This window comes from Acidovorax sp. 1608163, from assembly GCF_003669015.1.
In the GTDB taxonomy this organism is placed as follows: domain Bacteria; phylum Pseudomonadota; class Gammaproteobacteria; order Burkholderiales; family Burkholderiaceae_C; genus Acidovorax.
In genome coordinates, this window is record NZ_CP033069.1 from 26,425 (window position 1) to 50,275 (window position 23,851).

The following is a 23,851-nucleotide window of genomic DNA, read 5'->3' on the forward strand; positions in this document are numbered from 1 at the left end:
TGCGGGCATTCACTTCCTGCCTACCCATGAAACTGATCGGATCCACCACCAGCCCCTACGTGCGCAAAGTGCGCATTGTGTTGGCCGAGAAAAAGCTCGACTACCAGTTCCTGCAGGACAACGTCTGGGGGGACGACACCACGGTGTCGGCCTCCAACCCGCTGGGCAAGGTGCCCTGCCTGGTGATGGAAGGTGGCGAGGCCGTGTTTGATTCGCGGGTGATCGTGGAATACCTGGACACCCTCTCGCCCGTTGGCAAGCTCATCCCGGCCCAAGGTCGTGAGCGGGCCGAGGTCAAGACCTGGGAAGCCCTGGCCGACGGCGCCATGGACGCCGCCATCCTCGCCCGCATGGAATCCACCTGGGTGCACCGCCCGGATGACCAACGCTGCCAGGCCTGGATCGATCGGCAAATGGGCAAGGTGAATGCCGCGCTCAAGGCCATGAGCCAGGGCCTGGGCGACAAGCCGTATTGCAGCGGTATCCACCTGAGCCTGTCCGACATCGCTGTGGGCTGCGCCCTGGGCTGGCTGGAGTTCCGCTACCCAGAGCTGGCCTGGCGCGCCGAGTACCCCAACCTGGGCAAGCTGCTGGACAAGCTGATGCAGCGCCCCAGTTTTGCGGACACCAAGCCCGCCGTCTGAGACGGCTGGGGCAAAGGCCCGCAGCATGGCGCACCCGCCGCTGTGCAGGGGCTGATCCCCCGGGTATCCAAGGAGGGGCGGCTGGCAGATATTGCCGTATGCTATATCTGCTATGAACGAACTGGTTAGAACCTCCCCTGCCGACGGGCCCACGTCTGCGCCGGCCCCCCGACGCAGGGCTGCGCGCGGAGCCACGGCCGCCTCGGCCGCAGAGCGCGGACGCGTCAACGACCCGGACCGCACGATGGCCAACATCCTGGAGGTGGCCACCTCCGAGTTTGCCGACAAGGGGCTGGCCGGGGCGCGCATTGACGAGATCGCTGAGCTGACCCATACCAGCAAGCGCATGATTTACTACTATTTTGGTAGCAAAGAGGGCTTGTACCTTGCGGTGCTGGAAGAGGCCTATCGCCGCATCCGCCAGATTGAGACCAGCCTGCGCCTGGAAGACATGGAGCCCGAGGCCGCGCTGCGGGCCCTGGTGGGCTTCACATTCGACTACCAATTGGGCAACCCCGAGTTCATCCGTCTGGTGATGAACGAGAACATGCACCGGGGCGAATTCATTCGCCGCTCCGCCACCATCCAGGAGCTGAACGTGCCCGCCATCAATGCTGTGCAGGCGGTGTACGAACGGGGAGTGGCCACCGGGGTGTTTCGCCCCCACATGGACCCGATTGACCTGCACATGTCCATCTCGGCCCTGTGCTTCTTCAACGTGGCCAACCGCCACACCTTCAGCGCCATCTTCAAGCGCTCGCTGGACGAGCCCAGCGCCTTGGCCCAGCGGCGCGACTCCATCATCGACATGGTCGTGCGCTTCGTGCGCTGCTGACCCTTGCGAGGGCCGTTGCGTTCACGGCCCGTCTCGTCCCTTCTTGCCCCTTCGGTACTGCTACACCCCGGCCCTGCGCCCGCGCAAGGTCCCAAGGGTTTGCACCGATGATTAAAACTAACCAGTTCGTACAAAATTATCCAGACAAGCGATAACGTTTTGACTGGAGACAAGGATGTTCGAATTTGCTGACCGCGTGTTGCGCGGCTACACCCGGGCGCTGGACATGCTCGGGGGCTTGTTCCTCGCCGTCATGGTGGTGCTCGTCTTCGGCAACGTGGTGTTGCGTTACGCCTTCAATTCGGGGCTCACCATGTCCGAAGAAGTCTCGCGCTGGCTCTTCGTGTGGCTGACCTTCATGGGCGCTGTGGTGGCCCTGCGCGAACACGGTCACCTGGGCACCGATGCCCTGGTGGCGCGCCTGCCCCGCACGGGCAAGAAGATCTGCCTGGTGCTGGCCCAGGTGTCCATGCTGTATGTGTCCTGGTTGCTGCTCAAAGGCAGCTGGGTGCAGGCCGAAATCAATTGGGACACTGAGGCCCCCGTCACGGGCGCGTCGGTGGGCATCTTCTACGCCAGCGGCGTGATGCTGGGCGTGTCCTCCATGGCCATCTTGCTGCGCGATTTGCTGCGCACCTTGTTTGCCAGCACCTCAGACCAGGAGTTGGTCATGGTGCAAGAGAGCGAGGAAGTGGCGGCGCTGGAGCAGCGCAACCTGGGCGATGTGGCCCCGCATTTCTCGCACGGCCCCGTCGTGGCCAAAGACGACTCAACCCCAGCGAACAAGCCCTGACGGCCCCTGCCTGCTGGCTCGCCCGTTGATCCCCATCCCACTCTCACCCACCGCCGCGCCATGACCGTTGCTATCTTCCTCGGCTCCTTGCTCATCGCCATGGCGATCGGCATTCCCATCGCCTACTCACTCCTCATCAGCGGCATCGCGCTGATGTGGCACCTGGATTTGTTTGACGCCCAGATCCTGGCGCAAAACGTCATCAACGGTGCGGACTCGTTCCCGCTGCTGGCGGTGCCCTTCTTCATGTTGGCGGGCGAGATCATGAACGTGGGCGGCCTGTCCAAGCGCATCGTCAAGCTGGCGCTGGCCGTGGTGGGCCATGTGCCCGGTGGCCTGGGCTACGTGGCCATCATGGCGGCGGTGATTTTGGCGGCGGTGTCAGGCTCTGCCGTGGCCGACGCTGCTGCGCTGGCTTCGCTGCTGTTGCCCATGATGGTGGCGGCTGGGCACGACAAGGCGCGCTCCGCGGGGCTGATCGCCTCGGCAGGCATCATCGCCCCGGTCATTCCTCCGTCCATCGGTTTCGTCATTTTTGGTGTGGCCGCCAACGTGTCCATCAGCAAGCTGTTCCTGGCAGGCATCGTGCCCGGCATCTTGCTGGGCGTGGCGTTGGCCATCACCTGGTGGTGGTTGGTGCGCCGCGAAAAAGTGGCCCCGCCCCCCCGCGCCAGCCGGGCAGAGCTGCTCAAGGCCTTGCGCGAAGCCGTGTGGGCTCTGGGGCTGCCCATCATCATCCTGGTGGGCCTGCGCATGGGCGTGTTCACGCCCACCGAGGCCGCTGTGGTCGCCGCCGTGTACGCCCTCTTCGTGGCCATGGTGGTGTACCGCGAACTGAGCTTTGGGCAGTTGGCAGAAATCTTTCAAGCCGCCGCACGCACCAGCGCCGTGGTGATGTTCTTGGTGGCTGCGGCCATGGTGTCGGCTTGGCTCATCACGGTGGCCGACTTGCCCAGCAAGATCATTGGCATGCTCGAGCCCTTCATGGGCAACCAGACCCTGCTGCTGGTGGCCATCATGGTGCTGGTGATGATTGTGGGCACCGCGATGGACATGACGCCCACCATCCTCATCATGACCCCCGTGCTCATGCCCGTGGTCAAAGCGGCTGGCATCGACCCGGTGTACTTCGGCGTGCTGTTCATCATCAACAACGCCATCGGGCTCATCACGCCACCCGTGGGCACGGTGCTCAACGTGGTGGCGGGCGTGGGGCGCATCTCCATGACGGACGTCACGCGCGGCGTCATGCCCTTCATGCTGGCGCAATTCATCGTCATGTTCCTGCTGGTGGCCTTCCCATCCATCGTGATGGTGCCGCTGCGCCTGCTGGGGGGCTGAGTCCCTCGGGCTCGCTTGCCCTGCGCCCTGCCTTTCGTTTTCGGCCTCGCTTCATCCATTACTACCAAGGAGCCTCCCATGACCCTCTTGAAAACCCTGCTGGCCACGGCGCTGGTGGCCGCCTCGCTGATCTCCGGCGCGCACGCCCAAGACCGCACCATCAAGTTCGCCTTCCAGAACCAGAAGGACCACCCCCAGGCCCAGGGCGCGCAAAAGTTCGCCGACCTGGTGGCGGCCAAGAGCGGCGGCAAGATCCAGGTCAAGCTGTTCCCCGGTGGCACGCTCGGCGGTGACCTGCAGACCGTGTCGGCCCTGCAGGGCGGCACCGTGGAGATGACGGTGCTCAACGCCGGCATCCTGTCAGCGCAGACCAAGGAATTCGGCATTTACGACTTCCCCTTCTTGTTCGCCTCGCCGCAAGAAGCCGATGCCGTGACCGACGGCCCCTTCGGCAAGAAGCTGCTCGAAAAGCTCAAGGCCAAGAACCTGGTGGGCCTGGGCTACTGGGAGCTGGGCTTTCGCAACGTCACCAACAGCAAAAAGCCCATCACCAAGGCGGAAGACCTGGTGGGCCTGAAGGTTCGCGTGATCCAGTCGCCCATCTACATCGACATGTTCAACGCCCTGGGCGCGAACGCCGTGCCCATGCCCTTCCCAGAGCTGTACACCGCGCTGGAGCAAAAGGCCGTGGACGGGCAGGAGAACCCCGTCACCACCATCCTGTCGTCCAAGCTCAACGAAGTGCAAAAGCACCTGGCCATCACCCGCCACATGTACAACCCGCAGGCCGTCATCGTCAGCAAGAAGTTCTGGGATGGCCTCTCGCCCGCAGAGCAAAAGCTGATCAACGACGCGATGGCCGAGGCCACCACCTTCCAGCGCGGTGTCTCGCGCGTGCAGTCAGACGTGGCGCTGGACCAGCTCAAGAAGTCGGGCATGCAGGTCACCGAATTCTCGGCCGCCGAGCTGGACAAGCTGCGCGCCAAGGTCAAGCCCGTGGTGGAAAAGCACAGCGAAAAAGTGGGTGCCGAGACGGTGAAAGAGGTGTACGCCACCCTGGCCAAACTGCGCGCCGCCAAATAAGCCTGCGCACACAGGCCTGCCGCAGCCTTCCTGCGGCAGGCCTGGGTCCGTCACCGACACCAGAGACAGCGCGCACGGCGGTCTCTGGTGTTGTCGTTTCTTCTGCGGTTGCGCCGACAATGCCGCTTCTCACCCATTCCCCCACACCCTGATTCACACCGCCATGAGCATTCTTCTTTTGAACGGCCCCAACCTGAACCTGCTGGGCACGCGCGAACCGCAGATCTACGGCGCAGACACCCTGGCCGATGTCGAGCGCCACTTTGTGGCCGAAGCCGCCCAACTGGGCACCACGGCCACTTGCTTCCAAAGCAACCACGAAGGCCACCTCATCGACCGCATCCACGCTGCGCGCCTGGACGGCACACGCGGCATCGTCATCAACCCCGGTGGCCTCACCCACACCAGCGTGGCCCTGCGCGATGCGCTGGCCGGTGTCGCCCTGCCGGTGGTGGAGGTGCACATCAGCAACGTGCACAAGCGCGAGGAGTTCCGCCACCACTCCTACATCTCGGGCATTGCCGACGGCGTGATCGCGGGCCTGGGCATCCAGGGCTATGAGATGGCGTTGCATTACCTGGTGCGCAAGCTCGCCAAAGCCGCTTAGAGCGGCTCACAAAACCCTTCTGGCGTCGTTGCCGCGTCTTGTCGTACTACGCGTACTGCCTGCGACGCGGCGCCTAGCCAGAACCGCTGCGCTGGGTTTTGTTATCCGCTCTTAATCGCGTTGAGTCCCTCCCCCAGTCAATGGAGGGAGTCGGCATCCTTGAACTTGAAAAGTCCGTTCAGGCTGAGCTTGTCGAAGCCCTGCGCGACGCTTCGACAGGCTCAACGTGAACGGTTCAAGCAGGCTCGTACCGGACCCATCAATGGCTGTTCGCCCGCCGCTTGAGCCAGCGCATCAAACCGCCCACCACGGGTAGCTTTTCGTACAGCTCCTCGGCGGCATCCCAATAGTCGCGGTGCAGGGTGATGCGCCCTGCATCGTCCAGCACCAGATGGGATGCGCCGTGCACGGTCTGCGTCACGCCCTTGCCAAAGCTCTTGAAGGCGAACAGGAAATCCCAGGTCAAAAAGCACTGCTGGCCCTGCACCACGCGACCGGTGACGACAAAGCGCGGCTGCTGCAGCGCCACGAACATGTGCCCGAAGATGTGCTGAATGGCCGGCACCCCTTGCACGTTGTTGAACGGGTCTTTGAACCGCGCGTTGACCGCATAGAAGCTGTCCATGCGCGCGATGTCGGCGGGGGACAGCGCCTCAAAGAAGGCGATCACGCGGGTGACCGCCTCCTCGGTGGAGGGGGCTGCGGCAGGGTTTGGCGATGCAGGGGTGGGCATGGTGTCTTTCACAAACCAGTCAATCACAAACCGGTAAAACGGCGCACCGCCGGAAAGTACCACCGGTACGGCAGCAGGCGCAGCAGCTTCATCACGCGGGTGAAGCGCTTGGGGAAGTGGATGTCGAACTCGCCCCGCTCCCAGCCACGCACGATGGCCGCCGCCGCCGCCTCGGGCGTGATGAGGGCGGGCATGGTGAAGTCGTTGCCCGCCGTGAGCGGCGTGGCCACAAAGCCGGGGTTGATCACGCTCACGCCCATGCCCAGGGCGTGCAGGTCCAGGTACAGCGCTTCGGCCAGGTTGATGAGTGCGGCCTTGGTGGGCCCGTAGGCCAGGCTCTTGGGCAGACCGCGAAAGCCCGCCACGCTGCTGATCACGCTCAAGTGCCCCGGCCGCCCGGCCTGGGCCGATGCCAGCATGGCAGGCAGAACTCCGGCCAGCACGCGCAGGGCGCCGGTGTAGTTCACTTCCTCATGGCGCAGGGCCTCGGTCAGGTCGAACTCGGTGGCGCGCATGTCGCGGTAGTGGCCCGCGCAGTAGCACACCAGGTCCAGCGCCCCGGTGGCCAGCACCTGCCGGGCCGCCGCTTGCACCTGCGCTGCATCGGCCGTGTCCAGCGGCACGGCTTGGCTGCCGGGGTGTGCGGCCACAAAGTCTTGCAGGGCCTGCGCGTTGCGGGCCGACACGATGACTTGCGCCCCGCGCGCATGCAGCAGCGCCGCCGTAGCGCGCCCAATGCCGCTGGAGGCGCCCACCAGCCACACACGCCGCCCCTGCCAGTGGGGGATGGGGGGATTCAGGCTCGCGGGCCAGTGCAACAGGGCGCTCATGGCGTGCGCTTGGTGAACGACAGCGTGATCTCGCCCAGCCGCACGCCCAGCTTGCTCATGGTGGCGCGGTTGAGCATCACGCGGTCGTCGATCAGGTACATCCAGTCGTCCAGGTCCACGTGGTAGACGGTGCCATCCACCGGCAGGGCCAGGGTGTAGTTCCAGCGAAAGGCGTTGCCCTGCGTCTGCCCGTTGGCTGTGCCCACCACATCGTCGGCGGTGCCGGTGTAGCGGCCGTCGGCATGCTTGATCAGCCGCCAGATGCGCCGCTGCGTGGTGCCGTCCGAATAGGTGAAGGCCTCGTCCAGCACGCCTTCGTTGCCCGTCCAGCGGCACTCCATCACTACCGTGAAGCGCTTGGCGATTTGTCCGCTGCGGCCCTGGAAGATGCCGTAGGCGTCGATGGTGCCGTTGAAATACTGCGCCAGGTCGAGCACGGGCTTTTCGCTGGCATACCCCGCCAGATTCTGGCTGGCACAGCCCGTGAGGGCCGCCAGCGGCGTGGCGGCGGCAGCGGCCAAAAGGGTGCGGCGTGGAATCATGGTGAGGGTGCCTCGGGTTGCGGTGTGGGGGCTCGGGTTCAGACAGCGGCCAGTGGAATCAAGGGGCAGGCGCGGATTAATGGGCAGGCGCGGTGCGGCGCACCACCAGCTGGTACAGCGCAGCCGCTGCGGCCAGCTTCAGCACGCAGGGCAGCACGGCATACGCCAGGCCCAGCATCTGCAGGCCTGATTCGCTGCGGGTGCCGGGGGTGTAGCCCAGCGCGCCCAGCAGGGGCAGGGCCAGCCCAGCGGCCAGGGCCAGGTTGAGCTTGGTGGCAAAGTTCCACCAGCCAAAGTAGGCGCCCTCGTGCTGGCCGCTGTCGCCCTCCTGGGCAATCACGCCCGCCAGCAGTGCGCTGGGCAGGGCCAGGTCGGTGCCCAGCGCCACGCCCGAGAGAGCGCACACCGCCACAAACGCCAGCGCATCACCGGCGCCCAGGGCGGCCGTCCAGGCAAACACGGCCACGGCCAGCAGCATGCCCGCCAGCCAGGTGCGCGCCAGGCCAAAGCGCTCCACAGCCCGCAGCCACAGCGGTATCGACAGCGCGGCGCACACAAAGTACGCACCCAAAAACAGCGGCTCTTGCGCCGCCGGGGCTTGCAGCCGGTCTTGTACGAAGAACAGCACCAGCGTGGCCGGTATGGCGCTGGCAATGCCGTTGAGCATGAACACCGCCAGCAGCCGCCTGAAGGCGGGCCGCCCCCAGGGGCGCCACAGGCTGGTGGATGGGGGTGGGTGGTACACACCGGGCACCGCCTGCACGCTGGCCGGGCGCGGGGCCAGCGCCCAGGCCCACCAGCCCAGGGCCAAGGCTGCGGCAAACACGCCCAGCATGGCGGGCAGGCCTGCCAGCGCGGGCAGCAGCGATGCCAGCACCACGCCCACCAGGGCTGCGCCTTCGCGCCAGGCCACGATGCGGCCGCGTTGCAGCTCATCGCCCCCCAGCCGCGCCCCCCACGACTGGTGGGCAATGCTGAGTTGGCTGTAGGCCAGGTAGGTGATGAGCAGGCACACCAGCGCCCAGCCCTGCAGTGCGTGTGCGCCCTTGACCTGCGGAAAGAACAGCGCCGCCAGCCCCAGCGCCAGCAGCACGGCAGAGCCCGCACCCACGGCCAGCACGGCATGGGCAGAGTGGCCGAACAGTCGGTCGCTCCAGCGGCCCAGCAGCGGGTCGGTGGCGGCGTCCAACAAGCGCGCGGCCAGCAGCAGGGCGCCCAGCGTGGCCAGCGGCATGCCAAAGCTGCGGGCGTAGTGGTTGGGCAGCAGCACATACAGCGGCAGCGCGACAAAGGCCAGGGGTAAGCCGAGCAGGCCATAGGCCAGGCCTTGGCTGGGGCGCAGCGGGTGCGTCATGGGCGGGCCTGCGTGCGTGCGGCCAGCAGCGCCTGTCGCAGCGCGGGCTCAGACGTGTTGGGCGAGAGCCAGATGCCGAAGAACAGGCGGGCAAATTCAGGGTCGGCCACCTCGCCCACCACACGCGGCCCCAGGCGGAAGGTGGCGCCGCTGCCCGGCTGGTAGATGCCGGTGAGGGTGTCACCCGGCTTCACGTCGGGCAGGGCGGCCTGGAGCGCGGTTTGCCAGCGATCGGCCTGCTCGGGGCCGAACGGGGCCACGCGCCGCATCTCTTCGATGGAGCGCTTGGCAATCGCCTGCGCGGTGAAGTTGCGCTGGTAGGTCAGCGCCAGCGCCAGCGGCTGGTCGGCATAGCGCTCGGGTGCAAAGCCGGGGCTCACCCACAGCCGAGCCTGGTACACCTCCAGGCCAAAAAAGCGCATGGTGCCCTGGCCCGCCAGCACGGTGCCGGGCAGGGGCGTGGCGTCACTGCCCTGCGCGCTAGCAGGGTTGATGTAAAAAATGGCTGTAGCGCTCGCCAATAAAGCGCAGGCAGCTATCTTTTTCATAGTGATTGACCCTGCGGCAATGGGCACGTCAGGCCACGCTGTCGTTCACCAGCGTGTACTGCACGAGGTCGATGTTCTGCATGGCGAATGCGGCTTCGCAGTAGGCCAGATAGAACTCCCAGATGTGCATGAAGCGCTCGTCAAAGCCCAGCTTCAGGATGTCGGTGCGCTGCGCCATAAAGCGCTCGCGCCAGCGCTTGAGGGTTTCGGCGTAGTCTTGGCCAAAGGCAAACTCGTCCACCACGCGCAGGCCTGCAGCCTCGGCCTCGCGGCGGAACTCGCGCGGGCAGGGCAGGCAGCCGCCGGGGAAGATGTACTGCTGGATGAAATCGGTGGAGCTGATGTAGCGCTTGAACAGCCCGTCGTCGATCACGATGCTCTGGATGCAGGCCTTGCCGCCGGGCTTGAGCAGGCGCTTGATGGAGGCGAAGTACGTGGGCCAGTATTCGCGCCCTACGGCTTCCACCATTTCGATGGAGCAGATGGCGTCGTACGGGCCGTCGTGGATGTCGCGGTAGTCCTGCAGCCGCAGGTCGGCCTGGCCCGCTACGCCGTGCTGCGCCATGCGCTTTTGGGCAAAGGCGAGTTGCTCGGTGGACAGCGTCACGCCCGTCAGCGTGGCGCCAAATTCGGTGGTGGCCATCTCAGCCAGCGCGCCCCAGCCGCAGCCAATCTCCAGCACCCGGTCGCCCGCCTGCACGCCCGCCATGCGAAGCGCGCGGCGCACCTTGGCGTGCTGGGCGGTGCGCATGTCACCGCCTGCATCGCCTTCAAACCAGGCGGACGAGTAGTTCATCGTGTCGTCCAGCCACAGCTCATAAAACGCGTTGCCCAGGTCGTAGTGGGCGTGGATGTTCTTCTGGCTGTTGACCTTGGTGTTGCGGTTGAGCAGGTGCTTGATGCGGTACAGCAGCCGCCCGGCCCAGGTGCCGTAGATCACGCCTTCAACCTGCTGGCGGTTGGCGATAAGGAGCTTGAGCAGGTCGGTGAGGTGGGGCGTGGTCCAGTCGCCCGCGATGTAGCTTTCGGCAAAGCCGATGTCGCCGGACTTCAGAGCCGCGCTGCACACGTTCCAGTTCTTGAAGGCAATGGCCGCCGAGGGGCCGCCGCCTTGGCCAAAGTGCCGCTGCGTGCCGTCGGGCAGTTGCACCGTGAGGTGGCCGTGCTGCAGGCGCTGCAGCAATTGCAGGGCGGTGCGCGCGGCAGCGGGCGTGCCAGCGGGCAAGGCCAGGGCAGAACGGGGTGCGGTGGTGGAGTTCATGGTGGTGGTCTCGCAGGTCGGTGCAGTGGGCCGGTCAGCAGGTCAACGGGTCACGATCGAGGCAGGTGCCTCAGGCTTGCGGTGAAAGCGCACGCGCTTGAGCCACAGCTGCAGCGCATGCCAGTGGATGCGGGCGATGATGGCCAGCGTCATGGCCGGGTAGCCCCACAGCGCCTGGCGCAGGGTGTGGGCCGTGGCGGGTTGCAGGGTGCCGCTCACGCTGGTCTGGATGAGGGGGCCGCTGGCGTCGTCGTAGTCAATGCGCACCACGGTGCGGCCTGCGTCCTGCGCGCCGGGTGCGGTGCGCATGAAGCGAAAGCGGTAGCCGCCCGCCACCTCGCAAAACGGCGACACATGGAACACCTTGCGCGCCAGCTGCTCCACGCCGTACTGCGGGGCGTCGAGCAAATAGCAGTGGCGCTCGCCAAAGGTGTTGTTTACCTCCACCACGATGGCGCGCAGGCTGCCGTCGGCGCGGTGGCAGTACCAAAAGCTCACGGGCTTGAAGGTGTAGCCCAGCACGCGCGGGTAGGTGTGCAGCCACACCTCGCCGCTGGCGTCGTCAATGCCTTCGGCCTGCAGCAGGCCGTCCAGCCACGCCAGGGCGCCGCCTTGCTCGGCACTGCGGCCGTCGCCGTGGTCCATGTCGTGGAAGCTGATGGCGCCGCGCCGGTTCACTGCCAGCGCGTTATCCCGCTCACCTTGCGCCAGTGTGCGCATGGGCAGCATCAGGAAGAACGTGCCGTAGGCAAACGCATGCCTGCGCGGCCGCAGCCGGGTGTGGCGCACCTGGCCAAAGCCCAGCAGGGGCTCGGCCTTGGTGGTGGCGCGGGGCTCGGTGGTCATGCGGCCAGCCTTTGCGGTGCTTGCAGCTGCGGCGCCAGTTGGCGCGCCACGGCCAGGCCAGACTTGAGGCCGTCTTCATGGAAGCCGTAGCCCGTCCAAGCGCCGCAGAACCAGGTGTTGTGCTGGCCTTGCAGCGCGGGCACTTGCTGCTGCGCGGCAATGGCGCCCAGGTCAAACACAGGGTGGGCGTATTCGTACTTGCCCACGATCTGGCGCGGGTTGATGCTGCGCACCGGGTTGAGCGACACCACCACTGGCTGCGCAAAGGGCACGGGCTGCAGCTGGTTGATGAGGTAGTGCAGGCACACGCTGGTGCTTTCACGGTTGCTATCACGGCCCGTCTGCTGCGCACGCTCGTAGTTCCAAGCCGCCCAGGCGGCGCGGCGCTGCGGCAGCACCGTGGTGTCGGTGTGCAGCACGGCGCGGTTGGGCTGGTAGCGGATGGCGCCGAGCACGGCGCGCTCTTGCGGCGTGGGCGCGGCCAGCAGGGCCAGGGATTGGTCAGAGTGCGTGGCCAGCACCACATGGTCGAAGTGCTCGGTACCCTGGTCGGTGACCACGCGCACGCCCGCAGTGTCGCGCTCGATGCGGCGCACGGGGGTGTTCAGGCGCTGGTCGGGCACACCGGCCAGAATCTTGTCCACATAGTTGCGTGCACCGCCGCTCACCGTCCACCACTGCGGGCGGTTGGCTACCTGGATGAGGCCGTGGTTGTGGCAAAAGCGGATCATCGTCGCCACCGGGAATTGCAGCATTTGGTCTGTCGGGCAGCTCCAGATGCAGCCCAGCATGGGCAAAAAGTACCAGTCGCGGAAGGCATCGCCAAAGCGGTGTTCTTTGAGGAAGTCGCCCAGCGGCTGCATGAGCGCCTGCTCGGCGTTGGCCTCGGCGATGCGGGTGCACAGCTTGTTAAAGCGCAGCAGGTCGGCCAGCATGCCCCAAAAGCGCGGGTTGAGCAGGTTGCCGCGTTGGGCAAACACGGTCGAGAGGTTGGTGCCGCTCCACTCCAGCACCTGGCCCCCGCGCGCGCCGGGCACCTGCACCGAGAATGACATGTCTGACTTGGCCGTGGCCACGCCCAGCTCGGCCAGCAGCGCGATCAGATTCGGATAGGTGCGTTCGTTGAAGACGAGAAAGCCCGTGTCCACGCCGTGCGTGACGGGCTGGCCCGCCGCATTGGGCAGGGTCACGTCCACGGTGTGGGTGTGGCCGCCAAAGTAGCTGCCAGCTTCAAACAGGGTGACTTGCGCTTGGTGGCGCAACTGGTGCGCCACCGAAAGGCCGGCAATGCCGGAGCCGATGATGGCGACTTTCATGGTCGACCCCCTCTGGTCGACTCAGCGAATAAAAAAGTTGCGAAGCGTCCCGAAACGAATAAGAGAGGGAGGGAGGAGAAGCGCTCCAGGAGGTCAGTCGGAACCAAGGGACCCGAAAGGCTTCGCAACGTTAAACCGTTCGAGCGCTCACCGCGCTCTTGCCATGGATAGAGTGGGGACTCGTTCCAGAAGTTCCAGAGCATATCGCGCATTTTTTTTAAAGAAAAGTAAAGAAAAATTGCCATTCAGCGGGGGGCTGGGGCCGCCAACTGTTGCTCAATGGCACTGATCAGGCCTTTGCTGTCGGGTGCGGTCATGCTGGAGTAGTTGTCCACCAGCTTGCCGTCGCGCCCGAGCAGGTATTTGTGGAAGTTCCACTTCGGTGCCGTGCCCGACAGTTGCGCCAGCTGGCGGTACAGCGGCGATGCGTCCGCCCCCTTCACGCTGCTCTTGGCGAACATCGGAAACTTCACGCCGAAGGTGTTTTCGCAAAAGTCGGCGATCTCTTGGTTGCTGGCCTTTTCCTGCGCGAAGTCGTTGGACGGAAAGCCCAGCACCACCAGCCCCTGGTCCTTGTAGCGGCTGTACAGCGCCTCCAGACCCTTGTATTGCCCCGTAAATCCGCAGTAGCTGGCCGTGTTCACCACCAGCACCACCTTGCCCGCGTACTGGCACAGGGACTGGGGCTTCTCGTCTTGCAGGCGCAAATAGGTGTGTTGCAGCGTGGCGGGGCAGGCGCTGCCCGGGCTGCTGGCAGGGGCATCGGCCGCATGCGCGGGCCGGGGGATGGCAAGGGTCCAGCCTGTGGCGCAGGCGATGGCCAGCGGGGCCAGGATGAAACGGCGGGCAAAGGCTGCAGGCATCGGGCGCTCCCAGGTGGTTTGCTGGCAATTTAACCACTTAATCATATTTTGTCCACATCAGTTTTAATTTGAACTGATTGGTATACGTGGCGCGCACGCCATTGGATTCAGGAAATCTGTAAGAGGGTGTGAGCGAGGCCCCGGCGCTGTGCGGTGGGCACAAAAAGACGCGCTAGCGCAATAGGAATAAGCGCTAGAAGCTATGAAAAAAAGAGCAAAATGCCCTGTGCGGGATCGCCCGTGGGGCGATCCGCTGGCGCCTGCGGTGGCGCGCAGTGAGCGCCGTGGGGCGCTGCGGTGTGGGGGTTTACACCAGCGGCAGCAGCCGTTCCAGCGAGAGCTTCACCCGCACATCCTTGTGGGCCACAGCGCCGGTGATCTTCCACTGGGCCAGCGAGGTGTCGCGGGGGATGAGTTCGCCCGTGGGCATGCCCAGGCGGTTGGTGACCACGGCCACGCGCGGGGTGGTGGCGCTCACGCCGCGGCGCAGCACCACGCCCACCTCCTGGCTGGCCAGGCGCACAAAGGCGCCGGGCGGGTACACGCCCAGGCCTTTGACCAGGGCGCCCCCGGCTTCGTCCACCTTGTTTTCCTCGTCGTAGTAGCTGGCCTGCATGGCGGCCGTGACGGGCATGGGCGAGCGGGCTGCGCGGGGGGCAATGCGTGCGCCGAACACGTCGGCGCGCTGGATGAGGCGGGCCATTTGCTGGCCCTCGGTCTTTTCGTTGAACGGGCCGGGCTTGCGGTGGTGGTGGTGGCGCACGGCCTCCAGCCACACGGCATCGCGCACGCCCAGCTCGGCCAGCAGGTCGGCCGAGCGGTTGGCGTGGTCTTCCACGGCGGCAATCTGGCGTGCGGTGAGCGGCTGGGTTTGCTGGGCCAGCTGGTCCTGCAGCTCGGTCATGGCGATGTTCATGCTCAGGCCCGCAGCGCCCAGCTGGCGCACCTTGGCCGGGGGCCAACGCAGCATTTCGCGGCCCACCACCATGCAGATGCAGCTGACCAGCATGGCGTGGGTGCTGCTGTACATGCGGGTTTCCTGGGCCGACAAGAAGATCAGCGCCAGCAGCGTGGCGTCGGGGGCCTGCTCGCAGCGACGCGACAGGTCCTCGTGCAGCTGCAAAAACCGCTCGCGGAAATCAAACGCCTTGGGCGCGCGCAGCACCTGCGTCATGCGCAGCTGCAGCTCCGACCAGTCCAGCGGGCCGCGCTCTTCTCGGTTGCGGGCGGGAGGCGGTGCGGCGGCGGGGCCGCTCATCTTCACGGCGGCCAACTCGCCCAGGGAGGTCTCCGACATCAGCATCTGCTGCAGCCGGCCTACGTAGGCGCGGTAGCTTTCGCCAGATTCGTCCACGTCCACGCACAGCTGGATGCCCCGCCCCGTGATTTCAGACAACTCGCTGGCGTTGCGCACCACAAAGCCCTTTTGGGCCAGCAGCGCGCCATTGGCCGCACGCAGTGCGAACGGCAGCGGTTCACCGAGCGGGACCGATTCGAAATTGATGGCGACGAGGTTCATAGGCTGGGGCCATTATCCAGACAACGGACCCCGCCAAAAGCTGGCAAACCCCCGGGCTTGTCCGGTAGTTCGCGGTTTCACTGCGTGGACTGGGCTGTGGGAGCGTCGCTGCGCCCTCCTCCGATCAGCCGCCGCCACAGCCGCCCGATCTTCAGCCCCAGGTCATCCACCCCCGTGAACACCGCCGGAATGACCAGCAGGCTCAGGAAGGTCGAGGTGATGAGCCCGCCAATCACCGCCACCGCCATGGGCGAGCGGAAGCTGCCGTCCGCCGCGCCCAGCCCCAGGGCAATGGGCATCATGCCCGCGCCCATGGCCAGCGTGGTCATGATGATGGGGCGTGCGCGCTTGTGGCAGGCGTCGATCAGCGCTTCAAAGCGCGTCATGCCGTGCTCGCGCCGCGCCAAGATGGCGTATTCCACCAGCAAGATGGAGTTCTTGGTGGCAATGCCCATGAGCATGATCAGCCCGATGAGCGAGGGCATCGAGAAGCTCTTTTGCGCAATCAGCAGGCCCACAAACGCCCCGCCCAACGACAGCGGCAGCGCCACCAGGATGGTGGCCGGGTGCAGGAAGTCCTTGAACAGCAGCACCAGCACGATGTAGATGCACAGCACGCCCGTGAGCATGGCCAGGCCAAAGCTGGCAAACAGCTCGCCCATCATCTCGGCGTCGCCAATGGTGATCTGGCGCACGCCGGGTGGCAGGTTGGTGATGGACGGCAGCGCGGCCACGGCCTGCGTCACATCGCCCAGCGGCTGACCCGACAGCTCGATCTCGAAGTTGACGTTGCGGGCGCGGTCGTAGCGGTCCACCACGGCGGGGCCGCCGCTGAACTCCAGCGTGGCCACCTGCCCCAGCAGCACCGGGCCCTTGGCGCCGGGCACGGGCAGGCGCTCCAGCACCGACAGGTCCTTGCGCGCATCGTCTTGCAGCTTGACGACGATGGGCACCTGGCGCGAGGCCAGGTTGAGCTTGGGCAGGGCCGTATCGTAGTCGCCCACGGTGGCAATGCGCAGGGTCTCGGCAATGGCGCTGCTGGTCACGCCCAGGTCGGCGGCGCGGGCAAAGTCGGGGCGCACGGCGATTTCCGAGCGCACCAGGCTGGCGGTGGACGAGATGCTGCCCAGGCCGGGAATGGTGCGCAGGTCTTTCTCCACCGCCAGCGCGGCGGTTTGCAGCGCCTGCGGGTCGTCGCCCGTGAGCACCAGCACGTACTTCTCGCCCGAGCCGCCCAGGCCCACCTTGGTGCGCACCCCGGGCAGGCTCTCCAGCGCCGTGCGGATGTCCGCCTCAATGCCCTGCTTGCGCGGGCGATCGCCGCGCGCATCCAGCGTGATGGTCAGCGTGGCCTTGCGGGTTTCGGCATTGCCGCCGCCCGCAAATGGGTCCGAGCCCGCCGTGCCGCCGCCGATGGTGGTGTAGACGCTCTTCACATGCGCTACCCCGGCCACGCGCTCTCGGGCGTCTTCGGCCACAGCGCGGGTCTGGGCCAGCGTGGCGCCAGGGGGCAGTTCCAGGTACACCTGGGTTTGCGAGTTGTCGTCGGGTGGGATGAAGCCCGTGGGCAGCAGCGGGATGAGCGCGAGCGACCCGGCAAAAAACGCAATCGTGGCGACAAAGGTGATCCAGCGGTGCTTGATGCACCAGGCCGCCCAGCGCAGGTACACGCCCATCCAGCGCGGGTCGCGGTGCTCGCCCACGATGGGCTTGAGGATGTACGCCGCCATCATGGGCGTGAGCACCCGCGCCACCACCAGGCTGGCAAACACGGCGAGCGATGCCGTCCAGCCAAACTGCTTGAAGAACTTGCCCGCAATGCCGCTCATGAACGCGGTAGGCAAAAACACCGCAATCAGCGTGAAGGTGGTGGCCACCACGGCCAGGCCGATCTCGTCGGCCGCCTCCATCGCCGCCTGGTAGGGCGTCTTGCCCATGCGCAGGTGGCGCACGATGTTCTCGACCTCCACGATGGCGTCGTCCACCAAAATGCCCACCACCAGCGACAGCGCCAGCAGCGAGATCACGTTGATCGAAAAGCCCAGCCACTGCATGCCGATGAACGCCGGGATGACCGACAGCGGCAGCGCCACGGCCGAGACAAAGGTGGCGCGCCAGTCGCGCAGGAACAGCCACACCACCACCACGGCCAGCAGCGCGCCTTCGTACAGCAGGTGCATCGATCCATCGTATTCCTCCTGCACCGGGTCCACAAAGTTGAAGGCCTCGGTGATCTCCAGATCGGGGTGCGTGGCCCGCAGCTCGGCCAGTGCCACCTGCACGGCCGCGCCCACTTCCACTTCGCTGGCGCCCTTGCTGCGCGAGACTTCAAACCCCACCACCGGCTTGCCGTTGAGCAGCGCCATGGCGCGGGGCTCGGCAATGGTGTCGGTCACGCTGGCCACCTGGTCCAGCCGCACATGGCGGCCGTCAGACAAAGCCAGGGTCAGGCCCGCCAGCTCTTGCGCCGTCTGCACCGTGGCCAGCGTGCGCACGGGTTGCTCGCTGCCGCCCAGGTCGGTGCGGCCACCGGCGCTTTCGGTTTGCACCAGGCGCAGCTGGCGCGACACATCGGCCGCCGTGGCGCCCAGCGCCTGCAGCTTGAGCGGGTCCAGCGCCACATGCACCTGGCGGTCCACCCCGCCCACGCGGCTGACGGCGCCCACGCCGCGCACCGTGAGCAGCTTCTTGGCAATGTCGTTGTCCACAAACCACGACAGCGCCTCGTCGTCCATGCGCGGCGAGGCCACCGTGAACGCCAGCACCGCCTGTGCGGCCAGGTCCATCTTGGTGACGATGGGGTCGCGCACATCGCCGGGCAGGTCGGCGCGCACGCGCGCCACGGCCGAGCGCACGTCGTCCAGCGCCTCTTGCGTGGGCTTTTCCAGGCGGAACTCGGCCGTGATGGTGGCGCCACCGTCCTGCACCTTGGTGTAGATGTGCTTGAGGCCCTGCAGCGTGGCGATGCTGTTTTCGACCTTGCGGGCCACATCGTTTTCCAGCTGCGTGGGCGAGGCGCCGGGCAGGCTCACCGTCACCGAGATGGTGGGCAGGTCCATGTCCGGAAAGTTCTGCACCTTCATGGCGTTGAATGCGATCAGGCCGCCGAAGGTCAGCAGCACAAACAGCATCAGCGCCGGTATCGGGTTCTTGATCGACCAGGTAGAGACATTCATGCAAATGCTCCTTATTTGGTAGCTGCTTGCGCTTGTGTATTGGGCGCTAGAGCCTGTTTTGGCTTGGAATCTGCGGTGTCGTTGGCCACGCGCACCACATCGCCATCGTTCAAAAAGCCTGCGCCCCGCACGGCCACGGCGGCGCCCGCGTCCAGCCCGGTGGTGATTTCCACCCGGTCGGCCACACGGCGGCCGGGCTGCACCTTGCGCTGCTGCGCACGCTGCTGGCCGTCCACCACAAACACGTAGAAGAAGCCATCGCGCACCACCACGGCCTCTTGTGGCACGGTGAGGGCGCTGCCCTCGCCCAGCGCAAAGTCGCCGTGCGCAAACATCCCGGCGCGGATGTCGGGGTTGGCGGGCAAGTCCACGTAGACCAGTGCGTTGCGTGTTTGCGTGTCCACGGTGGGGGCCACCATGCGCACCGTGCCCTCCACCGCCGCGCCGCTGGCAGCCGTGACCTGCACCTTGGCGCCCGTGCGGATGCGCGCCAGCTCGGCCTGCGTGACCTCGGCGCGCCACTCCAGCCGGCCCTTGCGCACCATACGGAACAGCTCGGTGCCTGACGCCAGCACCGCACCCACGGTGGCGGTGCGGGCCGAGATCACGCCGCTGTCGGGCGCCAGCACCTGGGTGAATTTCAGCCGCAGCTGCTGTGCGTTGAGCTGTGCGCGGGCCGCCTCCACGCGGGCCTTGGCGGTCTGCTCGGCGGTGGTGTATTGCTGGATCTGTTGCTGGCTCAAGGCGCCCGAGGTTTGCAGGCCCCGCGCACGCTCGGCGTTGGCGGCGGCTTCGGCGGCGTTGGCCTCGGCTTCGAGCACGCTGGCGCGGGCCTGGGCCACATCGGCCTGCACCGTGTCGGCGGCAAAGGTGGCCAGCACCTGGCCGGCCTTGACCACGTCGCCCACGTTCACGTTCACAGCCGTCAGGCGCAGGCCGTTGCTTTCAGCGCCCACGCTGGCTTCTTGCCAGGCAGCCACGTTGCCGTTGGCCGACAGGCGCTGGGTCACGCTGGTGCGCTGGGGCTGGGCGGTGGTCACCGTGAGGGCGGGGCGGGGCTGTGCCGCAGCAGGCTTGTCGGCCGCGCGCGAGGCGCCGGTGTGCAGCAGGGCCGCGCCGCCGGTCAGCACGCACAGGGCCGTCAGGGCCAGGGCGACGGGAGAGAGTTTGAATGCGGGCATGGAGATCGTCCGTTTCTTCAAAAAAGGGGTGAAGCGCTGGGGCTTTGGTGCTCAGAGCGCCGTAGCGGTGGGGGTTGCCTGGGCTGTGGGGTGGGCGGCGTCAAAGCCACCACCGGCTGCGCGGTACAGCGCCACCCAGGCCGATTGGCGCTCGTGCTGCAAGGCCACCAGCGTGGTCTGGGCGGCCAGGAGCGTGCGGCGGGCGTCTTCCAGCTCCACGAGGCTGGCCAGGCCACCACGCCAGCGGGCCTCGGTGGCGTCGAACGAGGTGCGGTAGCCCTGCACGGCGGCGCGGGCGCTGTCGGCACGCTCGGCCGTGCTTTGCAGGCGCACCAGGGCTTGCTCTACCTCGCTCACGGCCTGGCGCACGCGGCCCTGGTACACCGCCACGGCTTCGTCGTAGCGGGCGCGGGCGGCGTCCACCTGGGCCGCGCGGCGGCCACCGTCGAGCAGCGGCAGGCTCAGCGCCAGCGGGCCGAAGGACCAGGTGCTGAGATCGGTGGTGGTGCCCCCCGCGCGACTCCAGGCGGTGCCCACGGTGCCGGTGAGCGACAGGCGCGGCCAGCGCTGGGCCTGGGCGCTACCCACCTCGGCACTGGCTGCGGCCACTTCGCGCTCGGCGTTGTACACATCGGGCCGCTGCGACAGCACCTGCACCGGCAGTGCGGCGATGGTGAAGCGGGCTTCGTCAAAGCCCGGCACGGGGGCGGTGGTGATCTGGTTGCGCAGCGCGGGCTCGGGCTCGCCGGTCAGCGCCACCAGGGCTTTGAAGTCCACATCGCACTGCATGCGCTGCTGGGCGGCGCGGGCCGTGGCCTCGGCCGCGCTGGCGCTGGCCAGGGCGGCGGTGGCGGGCGCGGTAAAGCCTGCGCGCTGGCTGTCTTGCGTCAGGCGCGCGGTGGCGGCGCGCGATTGGGCATCGCGCTCGGCCACATCCAGCTGCTGCAGGCAGGTGCGCAGGCTGCTCACTTGCAGCGCCACCTCGGCGGCCACGCTCACGCGGGCCTCGTGCCACAGGGCCTGGGCACCGGCCAAGCGTTCGGTGGCGGCATCGCGTGTGGCCTGGTTGGCGCCGAACAGGTCGATCTCCCACCCCGCTTGCAACCCGGCCTGGGCGCTGGTGGCGGGTGTGGTCACCGGGGCCGTCACGCCCCGGCTGGCGCTGGCCTGCGCATCCAGCGTGGGCAGCAGGGCGGCGCGGGCGGTGGTCTGTGTGGCGCGGGCTTGCTCGACCCGGCTGCGCGCCTGCGCGAGGCTGGGGCTGATGCGCTGGGCCGATGTGATCAGCGCCACCAGCACCGGGTCGTGGGTGCGGGCCCACCAGTCCGTGAGGTGCTGCAACTGCCCGTCGTGCGGCAGCGGGGCCTGCCAGGTGGTGGGCGTGGCGGGTGCCACGGCCTGTGGCGGGCGCGTGGTGGTGCAGGCTGTCAGGGGCGCGGCCAGTGTCACGACCATGGGCAGCGCCAGCCACAGCCGATGGGCTGTGCGGCGGGTTGCGGAATGCGTCACAGGGAGTCTCCTTCAGGGGTAGGGGCACGGCGGGTGGAAGCACGGCGGTTGGAGGAAGTCGCAGCCACCGCGGCGTTGCGCCGCCGCTGGGCCTCGCCTGCCACCAGGTGGTGGGCCATGTCGATGAGTCGGTGGGTGGTGGCGGTCAGGCCTTCGGGGCTGTCGGCCAGGCTGGGGCAAACCTGCTGGATCAGGTCACGGTGGGCGTAGTACTGCATGGGCAGCGCCCCAATGGACAGCGCCAGCCGGTGCACGTCCTCGTCAGGCTCGGCCGCGCCCACGGCGGTGCACAGCACCTGCACCATCGCGGCGTGCATGGGCTTGATCTCGCACTCCAGTTCTTGCTGCCACAGCCCGGTGGGGTCGAGCATTTCGCGAAAGTGCAGCCGCATGCTCAGCTCAATGCGGCTGCCCTGGTGCAGGGGCTGCATGAAGCCGGTGATGAACTGCTCCAAAAACAAGTCCAGCGATTGGCCATCGGGCCCGGCGCTGGCCTGCAGCGGTCCGCCAAAGGACTCGTTGTAGGCCGCGGTGTACAGCCCCTTCTTGTCGCCAAAGTAGTAGCTGATCAGTGCCGTGTTGACCGACGCCGCTTCGGCAATCTGGCGGATGGAGGTCTTGGCAAAGCCTTGCTCTGCAAACAGGCGCAGTGCAGCATCCAGCAGGCGTGCGCGGGAATCTGCTGCGTCAGGGGTCGAGGGAGGGGTGGCAACCATGGTGCGGGATTACACCATGTTTTAATCAATCGATTAATTAACTTTTTGTTGCGGAACGTTGCACTGGTGTTTCAGCCCTGTGGTGCGGCGTGGTGTTGCAGATGTCGGACAACCTGCCACGCAACAGGGTTCTTTCTGGCAGACTGCTTCGCTTCCAATGAGTTACACAGCGGCCAGGGGCCATGAGGAGACAAGATGCGCAATCTCGGGGTCAAGACCGGCCTGTTGGCCGTGATGGGCGTTTTCACCCTGGCCCTGCTGCTGGCCGTTGCGGTGGGCTGGCGCGGCACCCAGGCGGGTGCCCAGGCGGCAGACAACCAGGAGCGCTTCTCGGACGCCATGCTTACCCTCAAGCAGGCGGAAATCCGCATGTGGGACAACCGGGTGGCGCTGGCCGTGGCGCACCGCAACCTGCTGCGTGGCGATGCCCCCGCCAGCGTCAAAGGCCAGACCGATCGCGCCGAAAAGGCCATGGCCGATGCCGACAAAATCCTGACCTCGGTGGTGCAAACGCTGCCCCCAGGCCTGCAAGAGCAGCGCGCGCTGGCCGACTCCATGCTCACCAAGTTTCGCGCCTACACCGTGCTCGTCAACCGGGGCGGGGCCGGGCTGGTGGGCGGCAATGAGGCCGAGTACAGCGGCAAAGACATCGTGACCGAGCGCAACAAGCTGCTGGCCGAGATGGAAGAGCTGATGCAGCAGCTCTTCAAAGCCGCCAAGGACCGCAGCGCCGAGCAGCATGACGAATCCGAGCGCCTGCTGGCCTGGTCGCGCGCCCTGGCCGTGGCCTTGCTGGTGCTGGCTGCGGCGCTGGTGTTGGGTTGCTGGCTGTTCATCAACCGCCGCGTGGTGGCGCCGCTGCAGCAAGTGGGCGAGTTGATGGACCGTGTGGCCCAGGGCGATTTGACAACCCGCATCGACACCCAGTCCACCAACGAAATTGGCCGGCTGCTGCGCTCGGTCAGCACCATGCAGGCGGGGCTGGCCAGCATGGTCACCCAGGTGCGCCAGGGCGTGGAAGAAATCAACACCGGCGCGCGCGAAATCGCCCTGGGCAACTCGGACCTGAGCGGCCGCACCGAGCAGCAGGCCGCCTCGCTGGAGGAAACGGCTGCCAGCATGGAAGAGCTGTCGTCCACCGTGAAGCAAAACGCCGACAACGCCCGCCAGGCCAACCAGCTGGCCAGCGGCAGCATGGACGTGGCCCAGCGCGGCGGTGCGGTGGTGGACGAAGTGGTAGCCACCATGAAGGCCATCGCGGACAGCTCCACCAAGATGTCGGACATCGTGAATGTGATCGACTCCATCGCCTTCCAGACCAACATCCTGGCGCTGAACGCGGCGGTGGAAGCGGCCCGCGCAGGCGAGCAAGGCCGGGGCTTTGCCGTGGTGGCCAGCGAGGTGCGTGCACTGGCGCAGCGCTCTGCGGCTGCGGCCAAAGAGATCAAGGAATTGATCTCCGACTCGGTCGGCAAGGTGGGCGCGGGCTCTGCCCAGGTCGAGCGTGCCGGGGCCACCATGCAAGACATCGTGGCCTCTGTGCGCCGCGTGACGGACATCATGGGCGAAATTTCGGCGGCGTCGATCGAGCAGTCCTCGGGCATCGACCAGGTCAACCTGGCCGTGTCGCAAATGGACCAGGCCACGCAGCAAAACGCCGCGCTGGTCGAACAGGCTTCGGCCGCCGCCACCTCGCTGGAAGACCAGGCCCAGCGCCTGAATGCCGCTGTGGCGCAGTTCAAGGTGGATATGGCAGGCCAGCCCGCAGCGGCCCCCCGGCCGGTGCACCGCCCCAGCGTGGCGGCAGCGCCCCGGCCCGCCCTCAGCCCCCGGCCTGCCGCCAGCCCCCGGCCTGCCGCCAGCCCCAAGGCTGCGGCCAAAGCCGCTGTGCCCGCCCCCCCAAAGCCTGCGGTACCTGCGCTGGGCCGCACGCCCGGCAAGCCTGCCGCCCCCACCTCCGCCGCCAAGGCGGGGGCGACGATGGGGATTGGGAATCCTTCTGACCGCTGTGAAGGAGCGCAACGGGAGATGGAGTGTGGTGAATTACTCCTGATTTGATAGCTGCTAGCGCTTATCCATCAAGCGCTAGGCATCGATTTGATTGCAAGCCCTGCGCCGCTGGCAGAGCGGGGCTCGCACGGCCCTCTCCACCCA

Annotated in this window: 21 protein-coding genes; 7 read left to right on the top strand and 14 right to left on the bottom strand. The window is 66.8% G+C overall.

Annotation, left to right across the window (positions count from 1 at the left end; translation table 11 throughout):
* The first annotated feature begins 26 nt into the window (after positions 1-26).
* The 6 genes from EAG14_RS00155 to aroQ all read left to right on the top strand — a co-directional run bounded on the left by EAG14_RS00155 (position 27) and on the right by aroQ (position 5,303).
* The gene (locus EAG14_RS00155) at positions 27-644 is read left to right on the top strand and encodes a glutathione S-transferase N-terminal domain-containing protein (protein WP_121727689.1); all 618 of its coding nucleotides are present in this window, start codon (positions 27-29) and stop codon (positions 642-644) included.
* A 112-nt stretch (positions 645-756) separates the two neighbouring features.
* Complete coding sequence (locus EAG14_RS00160; RefSeq protein ID WP_121727690.1) at positions 757-1,479, top strand: TetR/AcrR family transcriptional regulator; 723 nt, start codon at positions 757-759, stop codon at positions 1,477-1,479.
* A 175-nt stretch (positions 1,480-1,654) separates the two neighbouring features.
* Positions 1,655-2,272: a TRAP transporter small permease gene (locus EAG14_RS00165; RefSeq protein ID WP_121727691.1), complete on the top strand. Its 618-nt coding sequence runs from the start codon at positions 1,655-1,657 to the stop codon at positions 2,270-2,272.
* A gap of 60 nt (positions 2,273-2,332) precedes the next feature.
* A complete protein-coding gene (locus EAG14_RS00170) occupies positions 2,333-3,613 on the top strand; it encodes a TRAP transporter large permease (protein WP_099742478.1) in 1,281 nt (426 codons plus the stop codon).
* A 78-nt stretch (positions 3,614-3,691) separates the two neighbouring features.
* On the top strand, positions 3,692-4,696 hold the full coding sequence (locus EAG14_RS00175; RefSeq protein ID WP_121727692.1) for a TRAP transporter substrate-binding protein: 1,005 nt from the start codon (positions 3,692-3,694) through the stop codon (positions 4,694-4,696).
* A gap of 163 nt (positions 4,697-4,859) precedes the next feature.
* Positions 4,860-5,303: a type II 3-dehydroquinate dehydratase gene (gene aroQ / locus EAG14_RS00180; protein ID WP_099657192.1), complete on the top strand. Its 444-nt coding sequence runs from the start codon at positions 4,860-4,862 to the stop codon at positions 5,301-5,303.
* A 259-nt stretch (positions 5,304-5,562) separates the two neighbouring features.
* Here the strand turns inward: aroQ and EAG14_RS00185 are convergent, their stop codons facing one another.
* From EAG14_RS00185 to EAG14_RS00250, 14 genes are all read right to left on the bottom strand, one after another.
* The gene (locus EAG14_RS00185) at positions 5,563-6,036 is read right to left on the bottom strand and encodes a nuclear transport factor 2 family protein (protein WP_121730214.1); all 474 of its coding nucleotides are present in this window, start codon (positions 6,034-6,036) and stop codon (positions 5,563-5,565) included.
* 23 nt (positions 6,037-6,059) lie between these two features.
* On the bottom strand, positions 6,060-6,866 hold the full coding sequence (locus EAG14_RS00190) for an SDR family oxidoreductase (protein ID WP_121727693.1): 807 nt from the start codon (positions 6,864-6,866) through the stop codon (positions 6,060-6,062).
* Positions 6,863-7,408: a DUF3833 domain-containing protein gene (locus EAG14_RS00195; RefSeq protein ID WP_121727694.1), complete on the bottom strand. Its 546-nt coding sequence runs from the start codon at positions 7,406-7,408 to the stop codon at positions 6,863-6,865. Before EAG14_RS00195 ends, EAG14_RS00190 begins: the two co-directional genes overlap by 4 nt.
* A 76-nt stretch (positions 7,409-7,484) precedes the next feature.
* Positions 7,485-8,762, bottom strand: coding sequence for an MFS transporter (locus tag EAG14_RS00200; RefSeq protein ID WP_121727695.1), 1,278 nt, complete (start codon positions 8,760-8,762; stop codon positions 7,485-7,487).
* On the bottom strand, positions 8,759-9,310 hold the full coding sequence (locus EAG14_RS00205) for a chalcone isomerase family protein (protein ID WP_121727696.1): 552 nt from the start codon (positions 9,308-9,310) through the stop codon (positions 8,759-8,761). The genes EAG14_RS00200 and EAG14_RS00205 overlap by 4 nt, the downstream gene beginning before the upstream one ends.
* Before the next feature lie 28 nt (positions 9,311-9,338).
* On the bottom strand, positions 9,339-10,571 hold the full coding sequence (locus tag EAG14_RS00210; protein WP_121727697.1) for a cyclopropane-fatty-acyl-phospholipid synthase family protein: 1,233 nt from the start codon (positions 10,569-10,571) through the stop codon (positions 9,339-9,341).
* A gap of 42 nt (positions 10,572-10,613) precedes the next feature.
* Entirely contained in the window at positions 10,614-11,417 is an 804-nt protein-coding gene (locus EAG14_RS00215; RefSeq protein ID WP_121727698.1) for a DUF1365 domain-containing protein, read from the bottom strand.
* On the bottom strand, positions 11,414-12,733 hold the full coding sequence (locus EAG14_RS00220) for an NAD(P)/FAD-dependent oxidoreductase (protein WP_121727699.1): 1,320 nt from the start codon (positions 12,731-12,733) through the stop codon (positions 11,414-11,416). Before EAG14_RS00220 ends, EAG14_RS00215 begins: the two co-directional genes overlap by 4 nt.
* 245 nt (positions 12,734-12,978) lie before the next feature.
* Entirely contained in the window at positions 12,979-13,596 is a 618-nt protein-coding gene (locus tag EAG14_RS00225; protein WP_121727700.1) for a glutathione peroxidase, read from the bottom strand.
* A gap of 307 nt (positions 13,597-13,903) precedes the next feature.
* Entirely contained in the window at positions 13,904-15,115 is a 1,212-nt protein-coding gene (locus EAG14_RS00230; RefSeq protein WP_121727701.1) for an HD-GYP domain-containing protein, read from the bottom strand.
* Positions 15,116-15,192: 77 nt separating this feature from the next.
* Entirely contained in the window at positions 15,193-18,291 is a 3,099-nt protein-coding gene (locus tag EAG14_RS00235; RefSeq protein ID WP_121727702.1) for an efflux RND transporter permease subunit, read from the bottom strand.
* 11 nt (positions 18,292-18,302) lie between these two features.
* Entirely contained in the window at positions 18,303-19,472 is a 1,170-nt protein-coding gene (locus EAG14_RS00240) for an efflux RND transporter periplasmic adaptor subunit (RefSeq protein WP_121727703.1), read from the bottom strand.
* Between the two features lie 51 nt (positions 19,473-19,523).
* A complete protein-coding gene (locus EAG14_RS00245; protein WP_121727704.1) occupies positions 19,524-20,927 on the bottom strand; it encodes an efflux transporter outer membrane subunit in 1,404 nt (467 codons plus the stop codon).
* Between the two features lie 50 nt (positions 20,928-20,977).
* The gene (locus EAG14_RS00250) at positions 20,978-21,697 is read right to left on the bottom strand and encodes a CerR family C-terminal domain-containing protein (RefSeq protein ID WP_121727705.1); all 720 of its coding nucleotides are present in this window, start codon (positions 21,695-21,697) and stop codon (positions 20,978-20,980) included.
* A 195-nt stretch (positions 21,698-21,892) separates the two neighbouring features.
* Between EAG14_RS00250 and EAG14_RS23615 the strand changes: the two genes are divergently transcribed.
* Positions 21,893-23,755, top strand: a complete 1,863-nt coding sequence (locus EAG14_RS23615) for a methyl-accepting chemotaxis protein (RefSeq protein WP_121727706.1) — start codon at positions 21,893-21,895, stop codon at positions 23,753-23,755.
* Positions 23,756-23,851 lie beyond the last annotated feature (96 nt).

What these genes read in the sequence shown, in the direction of transcription:
- EAG14_RS00205 (WP_121727696.1), bottom strand. Translation starts at nt 9,310, where the DNA reads ATGAAAAAGATAGCTGCCTGCGCTTTATTGGCGAGCGCTACAGCCATT.
- EAG14_RS00175 (WP_121727692.1), top strand. Translation starts at nt 3,692, where the DNA reads ATGACCCTCTTGAAAACCCTGCTGGCCACGGCGCTGGTGGCCGCCTCG.
- EAG14_RS00185 (WP_121730214.1), bottom strand. Translation starts at nt 6,036, where the DNA reads ATGCCCACCCCTGCATCGCCAAACCCTGCCGCAGCCCCCTCCACCGAG.
- EAG14_RS00240 (WP_121727703.1), bottom strand. Translation starts at nt 19,472, where the DNA reads ATGCCCGCATTCAAACTCTCTCCCGTCGCCCTGGCCCTGACGGCCCTG.
- EAG14_RS00220 (WP_121727699.1), bottom strand. Translation starts at nt 12,733, where the DNA reads ATGAAAGTCGCCATCATCGGCTCCGGCATTGCCGGCCTTTCGGTGGCG.
- EAG14_RS00165 (WP_121727691.1), top strand. Translation starts at nt 1,655, where the DNA reads ATGTTCGAATTTGCTGACCGCGTGTTGCGCGGCTACACCCGGGCGCTG.
- EAG14_RS00195 (WP_121727694.1), bottom strand. Translation starts at nt 7,408, where the DNA reads ATGATTCCACGCCGCACCCTTTTGGCCGCTGCCGCCGCCACGCCGCTG.
- EAG14_RS00215 (WP_121727698.1), bottom strand. Translation starts at nt 11,417, where the DNA reads ATGACCACCGAGCCCCGCGCCACCACCAAGGCCGAGCCCCTGCTGGGC.
- EAG14_RS00225 (WP_121727700.1), bottom strand. Translation starts at nt 13,596, where the DNA reads ATGCCTGCAGCCTTTGCCCGCCGTTTCATCCTGGCCCCGCTGGCCATC.
- EAG14_RS00170 (WP_099742478.1), top strand. Translation starts at nt 2,333, where the DNA reads ATGACCGTTGCTATCTTCCTCGGCTCCTTGCTCATCGCCATGGCGATC.
- EAG14_RS23615 (WP_121727706.1), top strand. Translation starts at nt 21,893, where the DNA reads ATGCGCAATCTCGGGGTCAAGACCGGCCTGTTGGCCGTGATGGGCGTT.
- aroQ (WP_099657192.1), top strand. Translation starts at nt 4,860, where the DNA reads ATGAGCATTCTTCTTTTGAACGGCCCCAACCTGAACCTGCTGGGCACG.
- EAG14_RS00235 (WP_121727702.1), bottom strand. Translation starts at nt 18,291, where the DNA reads ATGAATGTCTCTACCTGGTCGATCAAGAACCCGATACCGGCGCTGATG.
- EAG14_RS00230 (WP_121727701.1), bottom strand. Translation starts at nt 15,115, where the DNA reads ATGAACCTCGTCGCCATCAATTTCGAATCGGTCCCGCTCGGTGAACCG.
- EAG14_RS00200 (WP_121727695.1), bottom strand. Translation starts at nt 8,762, where the DNA reads ATGACGCACCCGCTGCGCCCCAGCCAAGGCCTGGCCTATGGCCTGCTC.
- EAG14_RS00155 (WP_121727689.1), top strand. Translation starts at nt 27, where the DNA reads ATGAAACTGATCGGATCCACCACCAGCCCCTACGTGCGCAAAGTGCGC.
- EAG14_RS00190 (WP_121727693.1), bottom strand. Translation starts at nt 6,866, where the DNA reads ATGAGCGCCCTGTTGCACTGGCCCGCGAGCCTGAATCCCCCCATCCCC.
- EAG14_RS00210 (WP_121727697.1), bottom strand. Translation starts at nt 10,571, where the DNA reads ATGAACTCCACCACCGCACCCCGTTCTGCCCTGGCCTTGCCCGCTGGC.
- EAG14_RS00250 (WP_121727705.1), bottom strand. Translation starts at nt 21,697, where the DNA reads ATGGTTGCCACCCCTCCCTCGACCCCTGACGCAGCAGATTCCCGCGCA.
- EAG14_RS00160 (WP_121727690.1), top strand. Translation starts at nt 757, where the DNA reads ATGAACGAACTGGTTAGAACCTCCCCTGCCGACGGGCCCACGTCTGCG.
- EAG14_RS00245 (WP_121727704.1), bottom strand. Translation starts at nt 20,927, where the DNA reads ATGGTCGTGACACTGGCCGCGCCCCTGACAGCCTGCACCACCACGCGC.